The 19,524-nt window shown below is 65.0% G+C and carries 17 protein-coding genes; 6 read left to right on the forward strand and 11 right to left on the reverse strand.

The window, feature by feature from the left end; all coding sequences use genetic code 11:
* Positions 1-31 precede the first annotated feature (31 nt).
* The 3 genes from FNA67_RS14225 to FNA67_RS14235 form a co-directional block, all read right to left on the reverse strand.
* Positions 32-2,005, reverse strand: a complete 1,974-nt coding sequence (locus FNA67_RS14225) for a hypothetical protein (protein ID WP_147656451.1) — start codon at positions 2,003-2,005, stop codon at positions 32-34.
* A 6-nt stretch (positions 2,006-2,011) separates the two neighbouring features.
* Complete coding sequence (gene flgK, locus FNA67_RS14230; RefSeq protein ID WP_049705788.1) at positions 2,012-3,883, reverse strand: flagellar hook-associated protein FlgK; 1,872 nt, start codon at positions 3,881-3,883, stop codon at positions 2,012-2,014.
* 72 nt (positions 3,884-3,955) lie between these two features.
* Positions 3,956-5,671 (reverse strand): flagellar hook protein FlgE, encoded by a 1,716-nt coding sequence (locus FNA67_RS14235; protein WP_147656453.1) that lies wholly within the window; start codon positions 5,669-5,671, stop codon positions 3,956-3,958.
* Positions 5,672-6,046: 375 nt separating this feature from the next.
* Between FNA67_RS14235 and FNA67_RS14240 the strand changes: the two genes are divergently transcribed.
* The gene (locus FNA67_RS14240; protein WP_147656455.1) at positions 6,047-6,913 is read left to right on the forward strand and encodes an ATPase; all 867 of its coding nucleotides are present in this window, start codon (positions 6,047-6,049) and stop codon (positions 6,911-6,913) included.
* A gap of 65 nt (positions 6,914-6,978) precedes the next feature.
* On the forward strand, positions 6,979-7,890 hold the full coding sequence (locus FNA67_RS14245) for a homoserine O-succinyltransferase (protein ID WP_049705791.1): 912 nt from the start codon (positions 6,979-6,981) through the stop codon (positions 7,888-7,890).
* A gap of 73 nt (positions 7,891-7,963) precedes the next feature.
* Here the strand turns inward: FNA67_RS14245 and FNA67_RS14250 are convergent, their stop codons facing one another.
* A complete protein-coding gene (locus FNA67_RS14250; protein ID WP_147656457.1) occupies positions 7,964-8,854 on the reverse strand; it encodes a hypothetical protein in 891 nt (296 codons plus the stop codon).
* 179 nt (positions 8,855-9,033) lie between these two features.
* On the opposite strand from FNA67_RS14250, the gene FNA67_RS14255 reads away from it, so the two are divergent.
* From FNA67_RS14255 to FNA67_RS14265, 3 genes are all read left to right on the forward strand, one after another.
* The gene (locus tag FNA67_RS14255) at positions 9,034-10,488 is read left to right on the forward strand and encodes a YcjX family GTP-binding protein (protein ID WP_147656459.1); all 1,455 of its coding nucleotides are present in this window, start codon (positions 9,034-9,036) and stop codon (positions 10,486-10,488) included.
* A gap of 8 nt (positions 10,489-10,496) precedes the next feature.
* The gene (locus tag FNA67_RS14260; RefSeq protein ID WP_244616356.1) at positions 10,497-11,495 is read left to right on the forward strand and encodes a YcjF family protein; all 999 of its coding nucleotides are present in this window, start codon (positions 10,497-10,499) and stop codon (positions 11,493-11,495) included.
* Positions 11,496-11,812: 317 nt separating this feature from the next.
* On the forward strand, positions 11,813-12,091 hold the full coding sequence (locus FNA67_RS14265) for a hypothetical protein (RefSeq protein ID WP_049705794.1): 279 nt from the start codon (positions 11,813-11,815) through the stop codon (positions 12,089-12,091).
* 230 nt (positions 12,092-12,321) lie between these two features.
* On the opposite strand, the gene FNA67_RS14270 is transcribed toward FNA67_RS14265, so the two are convergent.
* Positions 12,322-12,741: a winged helix-turn-helix transcriptional regulator gene (locus FNA67_RS14270; protein WP_049705795.1), complete on the reverse strand. Its 420-nt coding sequence runs from the start codon at positions 12,739-12,741 to the stop codon at positions 12,322-12,324.
* Positions 12,742-12,837: 96 nt separating this feature from the next.
* On the opposite strand from FNA67_RS14270, the gene FNA67_RS14275 reads away from it, so the two are divergent.
* Entirely contained in the window at positions 12,838-13,413 is a 576-nt protein-coding gene (locus FNA67_RS14275; RefSeq protein ID WP_049705796.1) for an NADPH-dependent FMN reductase, read from the forward strand.
* A gap of 118 nt (positions 13,414-13,531) precedes the next feature.
* Here FNA67_RS14275 and FNA67_RS14280 read toward each other — a convergent pair whose 3' ends face one another.
* Genes FNA67_RS14280 through cysG form a run of 6 tightly spaced genes read right to left on the reverse strand, consistent with a single transcriptional unit; the run spans position 13,532 to position 19,507 of the window.
* The gene (locus tag FNA67_RS14280; RefSeq protein ID WP_147656463.1) at positions 13,532-13,849 is read right to left on the reverse strand and encodes a 2Fe-2S iron-sulfur cluster-binding protein; all 318 of its coding nucleotides are present in this window, start codon (positions 13,847-13,849) and stop codon (positions 13,532-13,534) included.
* A complete protein-coding gene (locus FNA67_RS14285; RefSeq protein ID WP_147656465.1) occupies positions 13,849-14,877 on the reverse strand; it encodes an NAD(P)/FAD-dependent oxidoreductase in 1,029 nt (342 codons plus the stop codon). The genes FNA67_RS14280 and FNA67_RS14285 overlap by 1 nt, the downstream gene beginning before the upstream one ends.
* A 33-nt stretch (positions 14,878-14,910) precedes the next feature.
* Positions 14,911-16,179 carry a phosphoadenylyl-sulfate reductase gene (locus tag FNA67_RS14290; protein ID WP_082202164.1) on the reverse strand — a complete coding sequence of 423 codons (1,269 nt, stop codon included), beginning with the start codon at positions 16,177-16,179 and terminating at the stop codon, positions 14,911-14,913.
* The gene (locus tag FNA67_RS14295; RefSeq protein WP_049705799.1) at positions 16,166-17,824 is read right to left on the reverse strand and encodes a nitrite/sulfite reductase; all 1,659 of its coding nucleotides are present in this window, start codon (positions 17,822-17,824) and stop codon (positions 16,166-16,168) included. Before FNA67_RS14295 ends, FNA67_RS14290 begins: the two co-directional genes overlap by 14 nt.
* The gene (locus tag FNA67_RS14300) at positions 17,811-18,116 is read right to left on the reverse strand and encodes a DUF2849 domain-containing protein (RefSeq protein WP_049705800.1); all 306 of its coding nucleotides are present in this window, start codon (positions 18,114-18,116) and stop codon (positions 17,811-17,813) included. The genes FNA67_RS14295 and FNA67_RS14300 overlap by 14 nt, the downstream gene beginning before the upstream one ends.
* Positions 18,117-18,118: 2 nt before the next feature.
* Entirely contained in the window at positions 18,119-19,507 is a 1,389-nt protein-coding gene (cysG, locus tag FNA67_RS14305) for a siroheme synthase CysG (protein ID WP_147656467.1), read from the reverse strand.
* Positions 19,508-19,524 lie beyond the last annotated feature (17 nt).

The following is a 19,524-nucleotide window of genomic DNA, read 5'->3' on the forward strand; positions in this document are numbered from 1 at the left end:
TCGCGCCCGTCCTGGGCTGCTGCAGTTGGTATCAGCGCAGGTAATTCACCAGGCTGAGCTGAGCGACCGAGGCAGTCGTCTGGTAGCTCGCCTCCAGCCGCGTCTTGAGAGCGAGCAGTTCCATGGCGGTCTGCTCCATGTTCACATTCTCGACATCGGTCAGCATCGTCTCGAGCTGATAGGCATAGGCCGTGTTGCGCTCGGTGGTGTTGCCGATCGAGTTCTTGACCACGCCCAGTTCGAGCGAGATCCCCTCGACCGAGCCGTCCATCGCCGCCGTGTCCGAGGAGAGGTTCGACATCTGCCGCTCGACCATGGCGTCGAACCGGCCCTTGGAGGTGACGTCGTCGGTCGGGTAGCTCTCGATGCTCATCGAAGCGAGCGTGCGCACCATCTGGAGCAGGCCGTCCTCGTTGGCGCGCACGCCATAGCCGACCTTGGTGGTGTCATCGATCTGCGCCGTCGCCGAGAGACGCGCATTGCCGCTCTGCTGGCCGGTGTACCAGATGACGGTATCGGCCGAGCCGTCGCGCAGGGCAACCGCGTCCTCCAGCGCCACCGGCGGCGGGCCGGCGGTATCGACGCGCATCGGGTGCCCGTCGGCCGAGAAGAAGTCGTTGCTCGCCTGGTAGGTCGAAGCGGCCGAGAGCGTGGTCTTGGAAAGATCGCCCAGCGTCGCCTGGACGCCCATGGTGAAGTTGGCCGAAGTCTCGGCCGCGTCTGCCCCGATCTGGAACTCGCCCGGGCCGGGCGCACCCAGCACGGCCGTCATCTTCATCGTGGTCGTCGTGCCGTCCGGCAGCTTGAGCTCGAACGAGACGCTTTCGCCCGCCTTGGGATTGGCCGCGAACTTGACGTCCATGGTCGCCGGCGGCCCGGCATTCTGCGCCACGTTGATCTTGGAGCTGTCCGTCGAGACGCTCGAGAGCTGGTAGCCGAAGACGGTGTTGTTCTGCGTGATGGTCGTGGTGTTGGTCGCCGGCAGCGCGGCCTGCGTCACGTCGAGCCGACCCAGTTGCGGCCCTTCGAGCCCGGAGAGCTCGGTCTGGAGCGCCGCCTGGAAGTTCTGGGCCGTCACGTTCTCGTCGAACGGATCGTAGACGAACTGCCCGGGGCCGGCCGGAGCCGTGTTCGTCGCCGTCAGCGTGATGCTGCCGTCGGTGCCGTCCGGCTTGGTGAAGTTGAGCGTGACCGTGTCGCCCGGAGAGGGCGAGAGCGGGAACTGGTTGAACGAAACGCCGATCTGGGTCGGGTTGCCGTTGGGATCGGGCGCCACCGCCCACACGTCCGTGGTGCTCGAGGTGAAGGAGTTGAGCTTGTAGCCAAGCTGCTCCATGCCGTCGCCCTTGAGCATGACCGTGTTCTGCGCCGTGACCGGATTGCCGGTGGCATCGGTCACCGGCTTGCCGTCGCCGTCGCGCACGGGGCCCGAGACGATATCGACCTTGGGCAGCCCCAGGTCGCCCAGCGTCAGCGCCCGGCCGAGATCGGCCTGCTTGCGCTCGTTGACCACCGTCTGCAGGCCCGCCGAGCCGCCCTGCCCGTTCATGATGACGTTGTAGCTCTTGACGGGCGCGGAGTCGGTGACGTTGCCGCCCATCAGGTAGCGGCCGCCATATTGGGCGTTGAGGGTATCGATGACCAGGCTCAGCCGATCCTGCGAGGTCTTCTGCAGGTTGACCATGACCAGGTTGTTCTCGCCATAGCTGCCCGGCGTCGCCGCCGTGCGCGCTTCCGACTTGATCTTGGAGAGGCTGGTAAAGGCCTGGTCCAGGAAGTTGAGCCGCATGTTGACCGTGGTCATGTTGTCGGCATAGGCGGTCAGCTTGGTCAGGCGCGCCCGCAGGCTGAGCGAGTTGGCGCGGTCGCCGCCGATCATCTCGGCGAGGCTGGAGGCCTTCTGCTGCGTCCCGAGCTGGGTCTGCAGCTTGCCCAGTTGGTCGTTCATCTTGGAGATGACGTTGTAGCCGGCCTGGACCGGGAACATGGACTTGTTGACGAGCATCTGAACTTACCTTCCAACCGACTGCATGAGCGTATCGAGCAGCTCCTGCACCACTGACACTACGCGCGCATTGGCCGCATACGCGTTCTGCAATTCCATGAGCCTGGCCACTTCCTCATTGACGTCGACACCGTAGGTCTCGGTCATGCGCGAGGTGAGCGCATCGAGCGAGAGCCCCTGCGCATCGGACTTGGAGAGCGCGTCCGAAATCGTGGCGCCCTGATAGTCCACGGTCTGGGTGACCATGTCGCCCAGCGTGCCGTTGAGCCGGAAATTGCCCAGCTCCGGCGCCGCCCGGTATTCGGACGAGAACTTCATCGTCTTGAACTGATTGACGATGTAGTCGACGCGCGCCGAGTCACCCGAGCCGGCCGCTCCGTCGTATTTCACCAGCTTGGTGTTGTCCGCCACGATGGCCGCGTTGATCTGGATGCGGCCGGCGAAACCCGTCTTCTGGCCCTGCCCGTCGATCGAGCCCGTATAGGGCGTGCCGTTGCCATTGGCGTCCAGGAACAGCGGCAGCGCCAGATTGCCGTCCTGGTCGGCCGTGGCGGTCGTGCGGGCCGTCATCGAGTTGATGGTGACCCCGCCCGAGCCGGTGACCGCCAGCTTGCCGGCATTGTCGCTGAACGCCACGCCCGTGATCGGCGGCGTCTTGGCCGCCATCATGCCGTTGAGCGTGTTCGAGAGCGCCGCGGACGGCTGCGTCAGGTCGGCGTAGAAGACGTCATCGCCATTGGCATCGACATAGTTCGCCGGCGGCGGAACGGTGCCGGCCGAATTGACGACGCGGATGTTGCGGGTCGCTCCGCTGGCATCGCGGTACGCAACCAGCAGGTCATCGCCATTCTGGTAGCTCGGTGCCAGCGGCGCCACGCCATTGGTGGGGTTGGCCAGGTCAATCTCGTAGCCACCGCCCGCGACGGGCGTTGCCGGGGTCTGCACGGTCGAGAACGTCTTGGCGAGCGCGGCGGCGATATCGTCGAGCTGGCGCTGCGCATCGACCAGCGTCTTGTCGCGCAGTTCCACGAGCGCGGCGAGCGAGCCCGACTGCATGACGTTGTTGGAGACGAGGTCGACCCGGCTGCCCGAGGGTGTGAGCAGCGTGAGCTTGCCCGAATTGGTCGAGGAGGCATCCATGCCGCCCGAAGGCTCGAATTCGAAGATCGAGCGCTTGACGTCGAGCAGGCTCATGCCCGAGCGCGTCGAGAGTGCCACGGTGCCGTCATCGCGATAGTCGACGCGCACGTCGATCTTCTCGGCGATCTGGCTGACCAGGCGATCGCGCTGGTCGAGCATGGAGACGCGGGTGTTCTGGTCCATGCCGTAGTCGGCCAGGCCCAGGTTGACCTCCTGGAGCGCCTTGAGCTGGTCGTTGAGCTCGCCCACGCTGGTGGCGATCTTGCTCTCGGCTTCCTGGCGCAGGCCCTGGATGGTGGTGGTCAGCCGGTTAAGGGTGCTCACCATGTCCTGGGCCTTGGACACCACGTCGGCACGCGCGGCATAGTTGTCCGGGCTCGTGGCCAGGGCATCCAGCGAAGTCTGCAGCGAACCGAACGTGGTATCGAGCGAGCCAGCGGTGCCGGGCTTGCCCAGGTAGGTCTGCAGCCGGTCGAGGAAATTCGCCCGCGTATTGGCGTAGGACGAATCCGGCAGCTGCTTGGTGTAGTAGTTCTGCAGGGTCTGGTCGAAGGCCCGCGACACCTGCCCCACGCGCACATAGGAATTGTCGCCCCTGCCAACTTCTATGACATTGAGCGACTGCTTATGGTAACCGGGCGTGCCTGCGTTCGAGATGTTGCGGGAAAGGACTTCCAGCGATCCCTGGTTGGCCTTGAGGCCCGCCAGCGCGTTACCGATAGCTACTGTCAAACCCATCCTGGGTCTCCTGAATAAGGCTGCAACTTCCCGGCGCGTACGCCGGGATCACTGGATCACTGGCGCCAGGCGTCAGCGCATCATGTTGAGCGTTTCCTGGAGCATGGAGTCGGCGGCCGACACGATGCGCGTGTTGGCGGCGTAGGCCTGCTGGGTCACGATCAGCTTGGTGAATTCTTCCGAGATATCGGTGTTGGAGGCTTCCAGGGACGAACCCACGATGCCGCCATCCATCGACAGGATCGGCTCGCCCGACTGCTGGGTGGCCGAGAACACGCCGCCGTCACCGCGCTTGAGCGCATTGGGGGCGTTGAACGTGGCCACCAGGATCTGGGCCACTTCCTTGGTCTCGCCATTAGTGTAGGACGCCACGATCCGGCCGGTGTCGGAGACGCCCACCGAGATGAACTGGCCAGCGCCGTAGCCGTTCTGCTTGAGCTCGGTCGTAGTGGCGCTGCCGGCATTGTCGGCGAACTGGGTGATGCCCTTGGCGCCGTTATCGATGGTGATGGCGCCCAGCGCCGTGCCGCCGATGGTGAGCGGGTTGATGGTGAGGCCCGTCATACCCACTTCCGTGGCGCCCGGAGCGGCCGTCAGGCCGGCCAGCACGCCCTGGTTGAAGGTGTAGGAGCCGGCCTTGACCCAGCTGTCGGCCGGGGCGGCATCGCCCGTGCCGTAGTAGAGCGCCCAGCTCTCGGCGCCCGGCGTATCGGAGGTCTTGGCCCAGCGCATCTGCACGTTCACCGGCTGGCCGGTGGGCGAGTAGAGGGTGAGGCCGCCGCCCGCGATGGATTCGGAGATGAACTTGTCGGTGTCGCCCGACTGGATGCGATCGGGCAACACGCCGACGTTGGGGGTCTGCGCCGGGACCGGCATGCCGAACGGCGCGGTGCCGCCGACGGTCAGCGAATTGGTGTAGTCGTTGCTGGCGGTCGAAACGTTGAGCATGCCGCCCACGATCGACACCGAAGCGTTCGAGGTGCCGGCGACGCCGCTGGCGCGCAGCTTGGTCTCGATGTCGGCGATGGCGTTGGCGATCGGCAGCGAACGGTCGATGTCGTTCGGGCCCGAGGGCGTATCCGAGAAGGTATAGGTCAGCGTGTTGGCGCCGATCTTGATGGTCAAGGTATCGCCATCGGCGACATAGGTCGAAGCCGGGCCGCCCGCGGTCATGTCGAGCGTGCCGGTGGCGGTGGCGTTGGCCGCGCCCGAGTTGCCGTAGGAGTAGGACTTCATCAGCTCGCTGCCGGGCACGGTGGCATCGTACGAGGCGGTCTTGGGGAGTTGCGGCAGGTTGAGCTGGTAGTTGATGGTCGTGGAGGCCTTGGCCGGCATGAACGAGTTGTCGATCTTGATCGCCTCGGGCACCGACCCGGTGATCACGCCGCCCGCCATGGCCAGGCCCTTGAGCCGGTAGCCGGCGCCGTTGACCAGGTAGCCGTTCTTGTCGATGTCGAAGTCGCCGCGGCGGGTGTAGAAGGTACCGCTGGTGTCGCCCGCGGTCGCCTCGACCACGAAGAAGCCCGAACCGTTGAGCGCCATGAAGGTCTCGGTCGAGGCATTCTGGATGTCGCCGCGGTCATCATTGGTGGAACGCGAATAGGACGTTACGGCGCCGGGCACCTGGCTCTTGACGGGCGCGTCGGGGATCAGGTCCACGAAGCTGGTCTCGATGCGCTTGTAGCCGGTGGTCTGCGAATTCGCGATGTTGCCCGAGATGTTCTCCATGGCGTGCGACTGTGACCGCAGACCCGACACCGCCGTGGCAAGAGCCCCATAAATGCCCATTCAATAACTCCGTAACCGCTATGGCGGCGTGCCGCCCGTTTCTCGTCTGTGAAGACGCAAAGAGCGTGCCAAACGGCTAAGCTATTGATTTGTATGGATATTACTCAGAACCGCGTCGGGCCGGAAACGTGAATTGCGGCAAAAAGCGGTACGGCCCCCGGCAGTTTCTGCCGTGGGCGAGAGGCCAATCGAGAGGGGCGGCACCCCTGGTCGGGGCCGTTCCATGTGCTTTGAACGGGGCGGATCGCAAAGTCAGGCGGAGAAAATTGAGGGGTGTTGCCCGGCCCGATCCGGTGGCACCGAGCCCAAACCTTGCCTCCGCCCCGCCGATGCCGTAAACGCAATGCCCACCCACCTTTAGGTCCGAATAGTCCGATGCTCTTCACCAGTGCCGACGAATTCCTCAAGGCGCCGCGTCACGCCGTGACGGTGTTCGGCATGGCTGGTGTCGGCAAGACGCGACTGGCCGCGCTCCTGCGCAAGAACCACTGGTTCCACTACTCGGTCGATTACCGCATCGGCACCCGCTACATGGGCGAGTTCATCGTGGACAACTTCAAGGCCGAGGCCATGAAGGTGCCGTTCCTGCGCGACCTGCTGCGCTCGGATTCGATCAAGATCGATTCCAACATCTCCTTCGCCAACCTCGACCCGCTCTCAAGTTATCTGGGCCGTCCCGGCAACACCAAGAAGGGTGGCCTGCCGCTGGCCGAATACCAGCGCCGCCAGGAGCAGCACCGCGTCGCCGAGATCGCCGCGCTCCAGGACGTGCCGCTCTTCATCGAGCGCGCCGCAGCGCTCTACGGCTATGACAATTTCATCGCTGACACCGGCGGCTCGCTGATCGAGGTCATCGACCACGACGACGCCAACGATCCGGTGGTCAAGACCCTTACCGCCTCGACCACGCTGCTCTATATCCGTGGTACGGAGAAGGACGCGGCAGAACTCATCCGCCGGTTCACCGAAAGCCCCAAGCCGATGTATTACCGGCCGGAGTTCCTCGTGGCCAAGTGGAACGAATACAAGCAGATCAACGGCGTCGAGGCCGACGAGGCCGTCGACCCCGATGGCTTCGGGGCCTGGGGCTTCGAGGCGCTGCTGCACGACCGCCTGCCGCGCTACCAGAAGCTGGCGGAGAATTTCGGCTACACCGTCGAGGCCTCGGACCTCGCCACGGTGCGTGACGGAGACGAATTCCTGGACCTGATGGCGAGCGCGATCGAAGCCCGAATGCGTTAGCGCGTCACGCGCCGCTCAGATCGCCGTTCATCTTCGTCCAGTTCATTCATCATCGAGGCAAAGCCATGCCCATTCGTATTCCCGATGACCTGCCCGCTCGCAAGACGCTTGAAGCAGAAGGCGTCGTCGTCATGGATTCCTCGCGCGCCGCGCGCCAGGATATCCGCCCGCTCAACATCGGCCTGCTCAACCTTATGCCCAATAAGGAGCGCACCGAGACCCAGTTCAGCCGCCTGATCGGCGCCACCCCGCTCCAGGTCGAACTGACCCTGGTCCGCATCACTGACCACCAGTCCAAACATACGTCCGAGGATTACCTCAAGACGTTCTACAAGACCTGGGAAGAGGTGCGCGAACACAAGTTCGACGGCTTCATCGTCACCGGCGCGCCCATCGCCAACATCCCGTTCGAGGAAGTCCGCTACTGGCCGGAAATGCTCGACATCATGAACTGGACGCAGACCAACGTGCACCACACGATGTTCATCTGCTGGGGCGCCCAGGCGGCGCTGCACCACTTCCACGATGCCCGGCGCTACCGCATGGACAACAAGGCGTTCGGGGTGTTCCGGCACAAGATCGTCCAGCCGCGCTCGCCCTGGCTCCACGGCTTTTCGGACAGCCCCATGGTGCCGGTGTCGCGCTACAACGACATCGACCGCACGAGCCTGGGCCCCGACCTGCAGATCCTCATCGACAACGAGGAGATCGGCGTCTGCATGATCGATGATCCCAAGCATCGCGCCGTGCACATGCTCAACCACCTCGAATACGACAACCGCTCGCTGGCGGACGAGTACGAGCGCGATATCAAGGCAGGTCTCAACACCCCGCTGCCGGCCAACCTCTTCCCCGACGGGAACCCGGTTGCCGAGCCCGAGAACCGCTGGCGCAGCCATGCGCACCTGCTGTTCCAGAACTGGATCAACGAGATCTACCAGACCACGCCCTACGACATCGCCGAGATCGGCAAGTAGGAAGGGAAAAGAAAGCGGCGGGTCCGGCGGGTAGGAGTCAGGGTCGCCGGACCCGCCAGATGTCCGCGGCCCCTCAGTCGCGGACAAACTCCCAGGTAATGCGGGTCCTTACGGGGACGACCACCTGCCCCGAATTGTGCGAGACTGAGCCGACATCGGTCAGCACCGTTTCCCCGCCCCAGGTTTTCGTGCCGGCCACGGCCGGCTGATCGAAAAGCTCGATCCGGTGCACGCCCTCGATGAACTGGACGCGCTTTTCGCTGGTGAAGGCGTCGCCCGAAAGCGCCACCGGAATGAGGATGCCCGCCGCCGGCAATCGCAGGCTCGCGACCCCCAGTTTCGTGTCGATCGAGAGCATGCTCGGACACAGCGAATCCTGGCTCTCGGTCCCCGGCCCTTCCGAAAGGATGGAAGCCTCGCCGCGGCGCTCGAAGTGATAGCGCCGGGCCGGGCTGGGCGGGGAAATGGCGTTGCCGTCCCCCAGATCGACAACGCTCGCATGCCCGGTCGCGCATGGCCCGTTGGCATCGGCCACCCAGTTCTCGTAGCGCGTATTGTCCACTTCCATGCTGCCGAGCGCATTCTCGTCGGCCGCAAGCTGCTTACCGATGCCCATCATGGTCTTGGCGATGCACGCCTGGTCTTCGCCGCACGCTTCCACGGCGCTGGCGATCGCGGCCATTCCGGGAGGCAGGGATGGGTTTCGCGGATCGACGCCCCCAAGGGTCAACAGCGGCCCACCCCCGACCTCCGGCATCCACATCGCCAGGTCCAGGGACATGGAACGTTTGGTGGATAGCGCCGCCCACTCGATCCCGTTCGGGAAGTCTTCGCGCGCACTTCCCTCGAGTTCGACCTTCACGTGCAGTCTTCCGGTCGCCGGTTGCCCGGCAACGCTCACCTCGCCCGCCCCCAGGAGGAGGAGGGATAAGGACAGGGCAGCGATGCGGATCGTCTGGGGCATGGCAAACTCGAAAGCCGCCGGTCATCGGCGCGGCGCGGACATTTGCAGATCGTCCGCTCCCGCGCCCCCATCGTTCGGACGGGGCCGAAAATCCCGGGCGATTGCCGCCAAACCACTGCCAGCCCTTGCAAAGCCATTGTCACGGCATACCTTAGCCTCACCCGAACCAGAGGATGCCGATGGCCCAGTCACCGACCAACGTTGTCGATGAAATCGGCATAGCGCTCTCCAATCTCGCCGACGCGGCGGGTGGCGCCTTTACGCCCACCCTGCGGCTCGGCGTCACCGGGCTCTCGCGCGCCGGCAAGACCATCTTCATCACCGCCCTGGTGCATAACCTGCTGACCGGCGGGCGCCTCCCCGGCTTTACGCCGATGGCGGAGGGGCGGTTCATCGGTGCGCGGCTCGCCGAATACCCCGACGCCACCATCCCCCGCTTCGCCTACGAGCAGCATCTCGAGGCGCTGACCGGCAAGGCGCCGACTTGGCCGGAAAGCACGCGCCGCATCTCGCAATTGCGCGTGACGCTCAAATACCAGAGCGCCCGCTGGTTCTCCGGCATGCGCGGCCCCTCCATGGTGAACCTCGATATCGTGGACTATCCGGGCGAGTGGTTGCTCGACCTGCCGTTGCTCTCGCTCAGCTTTGCCGAATGGAGCGCCCAGGCGCTGGAGCGCGCCCGCCGCCAGCATTCAGCCGCGGAAGCCGGACCGTTCCTGGCGCTGCTCGATTCCATAGATCCTCTCAAGGAAGCCAACGACGTGGATGCGGAGGCCCTCGCCGGCGCCTTCACCAGCTACCTGCGCGAAAGCCGCCACGACGGGCGCGCCCTCTCGACCCTGCCGCCCGGCCGCTTCCTGTTGCCCGGCGACCTCGAGGGCAGCCCGGCACTGACCTTTGCGCCCCTGCCCCCACAGAGCCAGGCCGTGCGCCATACGAGCCTCTACCACATGCTCGAGCGCCGCTACGAAGCCTACAAGGACGTGGTGGTCAAACCTTTCTTCCGCGATCACTTCGCCCGGCTCGACCGCCAGATCGTGCTGGTGGACATGCTGCGCGCCCTCAACGCCGGCCCGGAAGCCGTTCACGATCTCGAAACAGCGCTGACCGACGTGCTTGCCTGCTTCCGGCAGGGCGACGCCAACCCCTTCCTGCGCCTCATCGCCCGGCGGATCGACCGCATCCTCTTCGCCGCGACCAAGGCAGACCACCTCCACCACACCTCCCACGACCGGCTCGAGGCCATCCTCAACCGGCTGCTGGCCAACGCGGCGCGCCGCGCCCGCTTCGCCGGCGCCGAGACCCGCTCGCTGGCGCTGGCCGCCATCCGGGCGACGCGAGAGGGCACCATCAAGGAGAAGGGGGAGACGCTCGACGTCATCCTAGGCACGCCACAGGCCGGCGAAAGCCTCGATGCGGTGACCTACGACGGCAAGACCGAAATCGCCCTCTTCCCGGGCGACCTGCCGGACGATCCCGAAGTGGTCTTCCAGGACGGCAAGGCGGTCGAACTCAATTTCCTGCGCTTCCTGCCGCCCCAGAAGCTCGAAAGGAACGCCGAAGGCGCCTATGTCCTTCCCCATATCCGGCTCGACAGGGCCATCGACTTCCTGATCGGAGACTGGCTCAAGTGAAGCGCCCCGTGGCACGTCCCGTCACCTCGCCCGATACGCGCGAGGAAGAACTGCGCACCCCGCGCGCCTTTGCGCCGGCCGAGGTCGAGGCCATCGCTGAATTCGAGCCCGGTTCGGAAGAAATCCCCCTGCCCGATACCCTGCCCAACCCCAAGGGGATGGGCTGGCTGGGGCGTCTCGCCTGGACCACCGGCGGCATTCTCGTCTCGCTGGGGCTCGGCCTGGCCGCCGAACGCCTCATCCGCGATCTCTTCGCCCGCTATGAATGGCTGGGCTGGGCTGGCATGGCCGCACTGGCCGCCTTCGTGGTGGCGGTCATCGCCCTCGCCCTGCGCGAATACTGGTCGCTGCGGCGCCTGCGCAGCCTCGATCGCCTGCGCCTGCGCGCCGCCGAGACGCTGGTGTCGGACAAGCCGGAGGATGCGAGGCGCATCGTTTCCGAGCTGCAGGGGGTCTACGGCCAGCGCGCCGACCTGGCCCGAGCCCGCAGCCTTGTCGACGAAAACCTGCGGATCATGCTCGACGGCGCCGAGATGATCCAGTTCTCCGAGCGCACCCTCATGGCGCCACTCGACGCCCGCGCCCGCGCTCTCACCGCCGCCTCGGCGCGGCGGGTGGCGCTGGTGACCACCATCTCGCCCCGCGCTCTCATCGACATCGCCTTCGTCAGCTATGAGAGCATCCGGCTGGGCGGCGCCATCGCCCAGCTCTACGGCGCCAAGCCGAGCCTTTTCGGCTCGCTGCGACTCGCCGGCGCGATTCTCGGCCACCTCGCCGTTACCGGTGGCCTCGTGCTTACGGACGGGGTCATGGAGCAGCTCGTCGGGCAAGGATTGGCCGCAAAACTCTCTGCCAGGCTGGGCGAAGGGGTGGTCAATTCGCTCATGACCGTACGCGTGGGCATAGCAGCCATGCGCGTCGTGCGCCCCTTGCCCTTCGCCACCCAGCCCCAGCCCATGGTTAAGGATTTCCTGCCCGAGCTGGTGAACCTGGCCCAAGGCAAGTAGCCAAACCCCGCATTCCCGTGAGTTCTCACGGGTTTTCACGGGCGATCGCGCGGCCGTGATATCTGGTATCCCAGTATTCGCAACTATAAACCGAGTATCCAAAAGGATACCTAGTCCCGCCGACATGAACAGTTCATGTCCGAAACCTGTCCTCGACTTAATTTGATGTTCATGTGAGGCGGGCGTAGCGTTTTCGTCATGAGGAAGTTGCCTACAAACAACTTCTTCACGCCAGACCACCTTCCGCGTGCTCAACGACAATCCCTCCCGGCACGCGTCGGGCTTCTGGCGTACCCCTCATGTCAAAGGATGAGAAAATGCGCACTCGTAACGTTATCGCCGCCGGTCTTTCCGTTGCCCTGCTCGGCCTGGGCGCCCTTGCTACCGCTGGCTCAGCCAATGCCGCTGCCTGCCTCAAGCACGACCAGACCAACTACTCGCTGGGCGTCGACCAGACCGATGACCGCAATGACGACATCTTCGCTGCCAACAAGTCCGGCTACCGCTGCGACGACGGCTCCCATGTGAGCTACTACCAGATGCAGCACGAAAATGCCGCCGCGGCCGCCGCAAAGGCCCAGGTGAAGCAGAACTAAATCGGTGGGCGAACCGGAGTTCGCCCCTGACGATCACATGCAAACCCCGACCCGGATCAAAGTATTTGCATCCGGGCCGGAGTAACAAGACCCGAAGGGTCATCGACCTATCCGCGGAAAACTAGGGGCGGTAAGCTCCCTTTGCGCATTAAGGTCGAGCTTGCCGCCCCACTTTTTCTTTTTGACGATCATTGGACGCCCCGAGCATCGCTGCCGGGGCTTTTGCATGTCTAGGGCTGGCGCGGCGCCGCGATCAGCGCCACCCGCCCGATGCGGCCCGGCCGCGCGTCCGGGTTCTCCTCGGCAAACTTCTCGCGCGCCGCGATGACGCGCTCCCGGTTCCGGAGCGCCCATTCCGAGATCGCCGCCAGCGGTCCTCGCAGGTCCATGCCCAGTTCGGTCAGTTCGTAATCCACGCGCGGCGGAATGCTCGGCGTCACCGTCCGGCTGACGAAGCCGTCGCGCTCGAGATCGCGCAGGGTCGATGTCAGCATCTTCTGGCTGATGCCCCCGATCATGCGCTTGAGCTCGCCGAACCGCATCGGCCCGTCCGCCAGCCGCGTGATGATGAGCACGGTCCACTTGCCGCCGATCTGGTTGAGGATTTCGCCCACCGGGCGGCAATCGTGCGAATGCTCTAGCGGTTTCAAAATGGTGCCTTCCGTATCCAAAAAGTGCCGTCTTGCGACGCATCAGGTGGTCACTAACATAGTGTCAGTCACTATTGGATACCAGGATAACCTCCCATGCACAAAGTCGCAGTTCTCGTCGGCAGCCTACGCGCCGCCTCGATCAATCTCAGCTTCGCCAGGGCGCTGGAAAAGCTGGCCGCCGGCAAGCTCGAATTCGTCTACCCGGACCTTTCGGCGCTGCCGATCTACAATGACGACCTCTGGGCCAACCCGCCGGCCGGCGCCCTCGCCCTCAAGCAGACGGTTGAAGCGGCGGACGCCGTTCTATTCGTCACGCCAGAGTTCAACCGCACCATTCCCGCCGCGCTCTCTAACGCAATCTTCTGGGGCTCGCGCCCCTGGGGCAAGAACTCCTGGGCTGGCAAACCTGCCTCGGTGGTCGGCACCAGCCCCGGCGGCATCGGTTCGGCCGTCGCCCAATCGCACCTGCGCAGCGTCGTCACGGTTCTCGACACCGTGCTGATGGGCCAGCCCGAGGTCTATTTCCAGACCAAGCCCGGTCTCATCGACGAAGACTTCAACATCACCGATCCGGAAACCAAGGCATTCCTCGAAGGGTACATCGCGCGTTTCACCGGCTGGGTAGCCCGGCACGCCGGCGATCGTTCGGCAAGCGTGGCGGCGGAATAACCCTGAGCTACTGGCTTACTCCCACCCTTGTTCCCTCCCCACAAGGGGGAGGGATTGAGGGTGGGGGTGGCCAAGGCGGCAAACGAAAAGGCCGGGCATTGCCCGGCCTCGCTGTGTCTTACTGCGCGGCGCTCGCCGCCAGGGTCACTTTCAACCCATCTAGCTCGTCGCTCATCAGGATCTGGCAGGAAAGCCGCGACGTAGGTTTGACGTCCCCGACCGTATCGAGCAGGTCTTCCTCGTCATCGCTGCGCGCGCCGACCTTGTCGAACCATTCGGGCGCCACGTAGACGTGGCAGGTCGCGCACGAACAGGCTCCGCCGCACTCGGCCTTGATGTTGAGGCCCCAGTCCCGGATGACTTCCATCACGCGCCATCCCTCGAGCCCTTCGAGCTCGTGTTCGACGCCGGCCTGGTCGGTAACGTGGATCTTCATCAGGCCACGCCCAGCTTCTTCTGCAGCTTGGTCGACGAGGTCGTGTACTGGAAGATGACGCGCTCGTCGGGCGAGACGATCTTCTTGGCCGCCTGGGCCATCAGCGCCGCCTCGTGGAAGCCCGAGAGGATGAGCTTGAGCTTGCCCGGATAGTGGTTGATGTCGCCGATGGCGAAGATGCCCGGCACCGAAGTCTCGAACTTTTCGGTATCGACCACGATGAGGTTGTCGTTGAGGTCGAGCCCCCAGTCGGCCACCGGACCGAGCTTCATGGTAAGGCCGAAGAAGGGCAGCAGGCGCGTCGCCGGAATGGAGAGGTCGCCCGCGTCCATGGTCAGGTGCACATGGTTGATCTGGCCGTTCTCGCCATCAAGCTTGGAGACCTGGCCGAGGAGGAAGTTGATCTTGCCCTCCATCACCAGCTCCTTCATGCGGTTGACCGAGGCAGGCGCCGCCTTGAAGGCGTCGCGGCGATGCACCAGCGTCAGCGAACGGGCGATGGGCTGGAGGTTGAGCGTCCAGTCGAGCGCCGAATCCCCGCCGCCGACGATCACCACGTCCTGGTCGCGGAAATCGTCCATCTTGCGAACGGCGTAGTACACCGACTTGCCCTCGAACGCTTCGATGCCTTCCACCGGCGGGCGCTTGGGCTGGAACGAGCCGCCGCCGGCGGCGATCACCACCACCTTGGCGATGAACGTCTCATCGGCATCGGTCACCAGCCTGAACGTGCCGTCGGCCTGCTTCTCGACCGAGTTGACCATGCGGTTGTAGTGGAACTCGGCATTGAACGGGGCAATCTGCTTGAGCAGGTTATCCGTCAGCTCCTGGCCGGTCACCACCGGGAAGCCCGGAATGTCGTAGATCGGCTTCTCGGGATAAAGCTCGGCGCACTGGCCGCCGGGGCGGTCCAGGATGTCGATGACGTGGCATTTGAGATCGAGCAACCCGAGTTCGAACACCGAGAAAAGCCCCACCGGGCCACCACCAATCACGACAACATCGGTGACGATTTCGTTTCCGCTCATTCTGCTCTCTAAATTCAGGGAGGTGCCGCGCGTCTAGCGCGCGCGGCGAAGGTAGGGGCGCGTGCCGACGGGCACCTCGGTCTTGCCGACCGGTTGATAGAAAATGGCGACTTCGGCTAACGCCCCGTCGACCAGGGCCTGGCGCGTCGGTTGGTGGGTTACGACAAATGCGTTGATGCCGCAACGGCGCATCAAGGGAATCTGATCGGTCAAAACGTCACCGACCGCCCGGATTTCGCCCTGGAAGCCGTAGCGCTCGACCAACAGGCGCGTGGTCGAATAGCCCCGGCCATCGGTAAAGGCCGGGAAGCTCACCGCCACCGAGGCGAAGCGCCCCAGGTCCTCGGCAACGTCCTCGACCTTGTCGCCCGGCACCACCAGGAGCCCGAGCGGATGCGGGTTGGCGAGGAACGCCTCCCGATGCTCGAGGAACGTCTTGACCGGCACATGCGTATAGCGCACCGAGGCCGCGTCGTCCCCCTCCGCCCAGGGACGGAACGGGTCGGCGATGAAGGCGCCGTCCTTGAAGAGATTGTGTTCCGCACCCAGCATCGGCCGCGCGATTTCCCCGTTGAAGTCGAAGTGGATGCCGCACTCCTTCTTGTTCAGGCCCCGCCAGCGGCCCGCGCGCGGGTCCTCGCCCTCGGCGACCACCGAGGTGCACGGCGCGCAGCCGATGGACTTGTAACCCTTTGCAAAGAGGGGATGTTCAGGCAGTCCGTGCTCGCGCTTGTACTGGTTGACGTCGGCATCCGTAAAGTAGGCGAGCGGGTTGACCTTGATGCGGTCATCGCTTGTCAGCTCGAAATGCGGCAGCACGCCGCGCTCCCTGGTCTGGAACCGCTTGCGGCCGGTGACCCAGCCACCATACTGCGCCACCGCCGGATCGAGCGGCTCGGTCTTGCGGATGTGGCAGCACGAATCCGGATCGGTCTCCCAGAGCGTGCCGTTGGGATCGAACCGGGCGATATCCTTGGCATCGGGATGGAGCGCGATGACGTTGCGCAGCCCCAGGTGCTTCTTGAGCGTCTCGACATATTCGAGCGTCTCGGGGAAATGCTTGCCCGTTTCCAGGAAATAGACCGGCAGGCTCGGATCGACCTGCGCCACGATATGGAGCAGCACCGCCGAATCCGCGCCGAACGAGGAGACGATGGCGAGATCGCCGGGCAGGATTTCGCTCGCCGCCTGACGCAGCACGCCCACCGCGTCCATCTCGTCGAACATGCCGTTGAGCGCAACGACGCCCAGCGCGCGCAGCTTGTCGGGCTTGCGTTCGGAAAATGCTTCAGCCAGCGCCATAAAGAGCCTCCTTGAACGGGGCATCGCCCAGGCGCCGGAACGCCGCGATGAAGGTTTCCGCCGGGCTTTCGCGCCGCGAAACATAGGTATCGACCAGCCGCTCGATGGCATCGGGCACGGCATCTGCCTCAAAACCGGGCCCCAGGATCTTGCCGACCGAGGCATTCTCGGTGGCATCGCCACCCAGCGTGATCTGGTAGAGCTCGCCACCCTTCTTCTCGACGCCGAGAATGCCGATATGGCCCACATGGTGGTGGCCGCAGGCGTTGATGCACCCGGAAATCTTGATCTTGAGATCGCCGATCTCCTTCTGGCGCTCCTCGGATGCGAATTTCTGCGAGATCGCCTGCGCGATGGGGATGGAACGGGCATTGGCCAGCGCGCAATAGTCGAGGCCCGGGCACGCGATCATATCGGTGATGAGCCCCGAATTGCCGTCCGCCAGCTGCGCCGCCACCAGCGCGTCGTAGACGGCGCGCAGGTCCGAGATGCGGACATGCGGGAGCACCAGGTTCTGCTCGTGGGTGACGCGCAACTCGTCGAACGAATAGCGCTCGGCAAGATCGGCCACCGCTTCCATCTGCTCGGCGGTGGCATCGCCCGGCGCGCCGCCGATGGGCTTGAGCGAAACGGTGACGCTCACATAGCCCGGCTGACGGTGCGAGTGGAGGTTGTGCTCGAGCCAGCGGCCATAGGCCGGATCGAGGATCAGCTCGCGCGCCACATCGATCTTCTGGGCGGCCAGCGCCTCGAAGGCAGGCGGGGCGAAATAGGCGTTGATGCGGTCGAGTTCAGCCTGCGGCAGGGTGAGAACGCCACCGCGCACCTCGGCGAACTCGGCCTCGACCTGGCCCTTGATGGTCTCCAGCCCCTCTTCGTGCACCAGGATCTTGATGCGCGCCTTGTACTTGTTGTCCCGGCGTCCGTAGCGGTTGTAGACGCGCAGGATGCTTTCCAGATAGGCCAGCAGGTGCTCGTGCGGCACGAAGCTGTTGATGAGCTTGCCGATCATCGGGGTACGACCCAGGCCGCCGCCCACCCAGACTTCCCAGCCGATCTCGCCCGAAGCGTTGGCCACGGCCTGCAGGCCGATATCGTGGAAGCGGATGGCGGCGCGATCGTTGGGCGCGCCCGTCATCGCGATCTTGAATTTGCGCGGCAGGAACGTGAACTCGGGGTGCAGGCTCGACCACTGGCGCAGGATTTCGGCCACCGGGCGCGGATCGATGATCTCGTCGGCCGCAGCGCCCGCGAACTGGTCGGTAGTGATGTTGCGAATACAGTTGCCCGAGGTCTGGATGGCATGCATCTCGACCGAAGCCAGTTCATCCAGGATCGCCGGGATGTCCTTGAGCCGGGGCCAGTTGAACTGGATGTTCTGGCGCGTGGTGAAGTGCCCGTAGCCGCGATCGTAGACACGCGCGATATGGGCAAGCTTGCGCAACTGCCGCGACGACATGGTGCCGTAGGGCACGGCGATGCGCAGCATGTAGGCGTGGAGCTGCAGGTAGAGCCCGTTCATCAGCCGGAGCGGGCGGAACTGGTCTTCGTTGAGCTCGCCCGAGAGGCGCCGGCGCACCTGGTCGGAGAACTGCGCTACGCGGCCGCCCACGAACGCGGCGTCGAATTCATCATATCGATACATGACCGTCCTCACTCAGATGCTGGCGGTCAAAGACCGGGGCCGTCGGGCCCGTGGCGCGGATGCGTTCGCGCAGGCGCTCGGGGGTGACCACGCCATCCACGAGCGAGACCTTTTCGGTTTCGAGGCTGATGATGCGCAGCGTCTTCTTGGTGGCGGCAATCGCCGCATCGCGGGCCTCGGCCTCGTTCGCGCCGAAAACGCGAGCGTTCTGAAGATCTTCGACCCACTGGCCCTGGGCATTGAGATAAACCGTCGCGCCGGACGTCAGCTCGTTCCCGGTTAGGATTTCCATAGTCAGGCTACCTTGTATTCCTCGATCGCGACGGATGCGGCATCGGCCCAATCGCCATGCGCCACCGCCTCGCCCACGAAAATGATTGCCGGTCCGTCGGCGAAATCGGCGGCTCCCGCCGCCAGTTCCCCCAGCGTTCCGCGATAGAGCGACCGCTCCGCCCGGCCGGCATTGGCCACAATTCCGACCGGCAGATGAACGGACGCCGCATGCTTTATGAACGAGCGCGCCACCTCGGCGGCATTGCTCTTGCCCATGTAGAGCGCCACGGTCATCCCGGAGGCGGCGAGCGCCGCCCAGTGATGCAGATCGCCATCGTCAGCGCCGTGCGCCGTCGCCATCACGAACCCGCTCGAAACCTTGCGCAACGTCACCGGCGTCGCCGTGTCGGCGGCAGCGGCAAGCGCGGCGGTGACGCCGGGCACGATGACGTAGTCGAGGCCAGCCTTGCGCAGCGCCGCGACTTCCTCGCCGGCCCGGCCGAAGATCATCGGATCGCCCGACTTGAGGCGCGCCACCTTCTTGCCCTGCCCGGCCAGGCGGACGATGAGCGTATTGATCTGCGCCTGGCTGAACGTGTGATTGCCCTTGGCCTTGCCCACCGGGATGCGCTCGGCATCGCGACGGCCCATGTCGACCACCACCTGCGGCACAAGCTGGTCGTGAACGATGACGTCGGCCTCCTGCAGCAGACGCTGGGCGCGCAGGGTGAGAAGATCCTCCGAGCCCGGCCCGGCTCCGATCAGCCACACGACGCCCTTGCCCGCCGTCTGCGCGTGAGCATCGAGAAGCGCGGCGGCGGCCGAAGAGCCCTGCCCGGCCTCGACGGCGCGTTCGATGGTCGGCGAGGTGACGAGCTCTTCGTAAAACCGCCGGGCCTCGGCCTTGCCGAGCGTCGCGGCAACGCGCTCGCGCAGCGAACCGGCAAGCCGGGCGATGGCGCCCAGGCGCGGCGACAGCATGGCCTCGATGCGGGCGCGGATGAGACGCGCCAGCACGGGCGCATCGCCTTCCGAGGAGATGGCGATGGTGAGCGGCGCGCGCTCCACGATCGAGGGCGTGTAGAAATCGCACTCGGCCGGAACGTCGACGACGTTGAGTGGAATGTTGCGGGTCCGGGCGGCAGCGATGGCAGCCTCGGCATCGGCGCCGTGATCGGCCACGAACACCAGCGCGGCGCCATCGAGATCGGAGGGGCGGAAGGCCCGTTCGACCAGCGTCACGTCGTGACCGGAGAAGTCGGCCTCGACCTGCGTTGCGATAATCACGACCTGAGCGGTAGTCTTAACTGCCAACCGGGCTTTGTTGAGGGCTTCTTCTCCACCGCCGACGATGACGATGCGCTGACCCTGAACTTTGTAGCTCAACGGAAATGTGTTGAGTGCACCCATTGGAGACCCTTGAATGA

The sequence above is a fragment of the Youhaiella tibetensis genome (assembly GCF_008000755.1).
Classification (GTDB): domain Bacteria; phylum Pseudomonadota; class Alphaproteobacteria; order Rhizobiales; family Devosiaceae; genus Paradevosia; species Paradevosia tibetensis.

Excerpts from the sequence above, each read along its gene's own strand:
- FNA67_RS14280 (WP_147656463.1), bottom strand. The coding sequence starts at position 13,849 with ATGAAGATCCACGTTACCGACCAGGCCGGCGTCGAACACGAGCTCGAA.
- FNA67_RS14285 (WP_147656465.1), bottom strand. The coding sequence starts at position 14,877 with ATGAGCGGAAACGAAATCGTCACCGATGTTGTCGTGATTGGTGGTGGC.
- cysG (WP_147656467.1), bottom strand. The coding sequence starts at position 19,507 with ATGGGTGCACTCAACACATTTCCGTTGAGCTACAAAGTTCAGGGTCAG.
- FNA67_RS14250 (WP_147656457.1), bottom strand. The coding sequence starts at position 8,854 with ATGCCCCAGACGATCCGCATCGCTGCCCTGTCCTTATCCCTCCTCCTC.
- FNA67_RS14290 (WP_082202164.1), bottom strand. The coding sequence starts at position 16,179 with ATGGCGCTGGCTGAAGCATTTTCCGAACGCAAGCCCGACAAGCTGCGC.
- FNA67_RS14275 (WP_049705796.1), top strand. The coding sequence starts at position 12,838 with ATGCACAAAGTCGCAGTTCTCGTCGGCAGCCTACGCGCCGCCTCGATC.
- FNA67_RS14300 (WP_049705800.1), bottom strand. The coding sequence starts at position 18,116 with ATGGAAATCCTAACCGGGAACGAGCTGACGTCCGGCGCGACGGTTTAT.
- FNA67_RS14265 (WP_049705794.1), top strand. The coding sequence starts at position 11,813 with ATGCGCACTCGTAACGTTATCGCCGCCGGTCTTTCCGTTGCCCTGCTC.
- flgK (WP_049705788.1), bottom strand. The coding sequence starts at position 3,883 with ATGGGTTTGACAGTAGCTATCGGTAACGCGCTGGCGGGCCTCAAGGCC.
- FNA67_RS14235 (WP_147656453.1), bottom strand. The coding sequence starts at position 5,671 with ATGGGCATTTATGGGGCTCTTGCCACGGCGGTGTCGGGTCTGCGGTCA.
- FNA67_RS14245 (WP_049705791.1), top strand. The coding sequence starts at position 6,979 with ATGCCCATTCGTATTCCCGATGACCTGCCCGCTCGCAAGACGCTTGAA.
- FNA67_RS14240 (WP_147656455.1), top strand. The coding sequence starts at position 6,047 with ATGCTCTTCACCAGTGCCGACGAATTCCTCAAGGCGCCGCGTCACGCC.
- FNA67_RS14255 (WP_147656459.1), top strand. The coding sequence starts at position 9,034 with ATGGCCCAGTCACCGACCAACGTTGTCGATGAAATCGGCATAGCGCTC.
- FNA67_RS14295 (WP_049705799.1), bottom strand. The coding sequence starts at position 17,824 with ATGTATCGATATGATGAATTCGACGCCGCGTTCGTGGGCGGCCGCGTA.
- FNA67_RS14225 (WP_147656451.1), bottom strand. The coding sequence starts at position 2,005 with ATGCTCGTCAACAAGTCCATGTTCCCGGTCCAGGCCGGCTACAACGTC.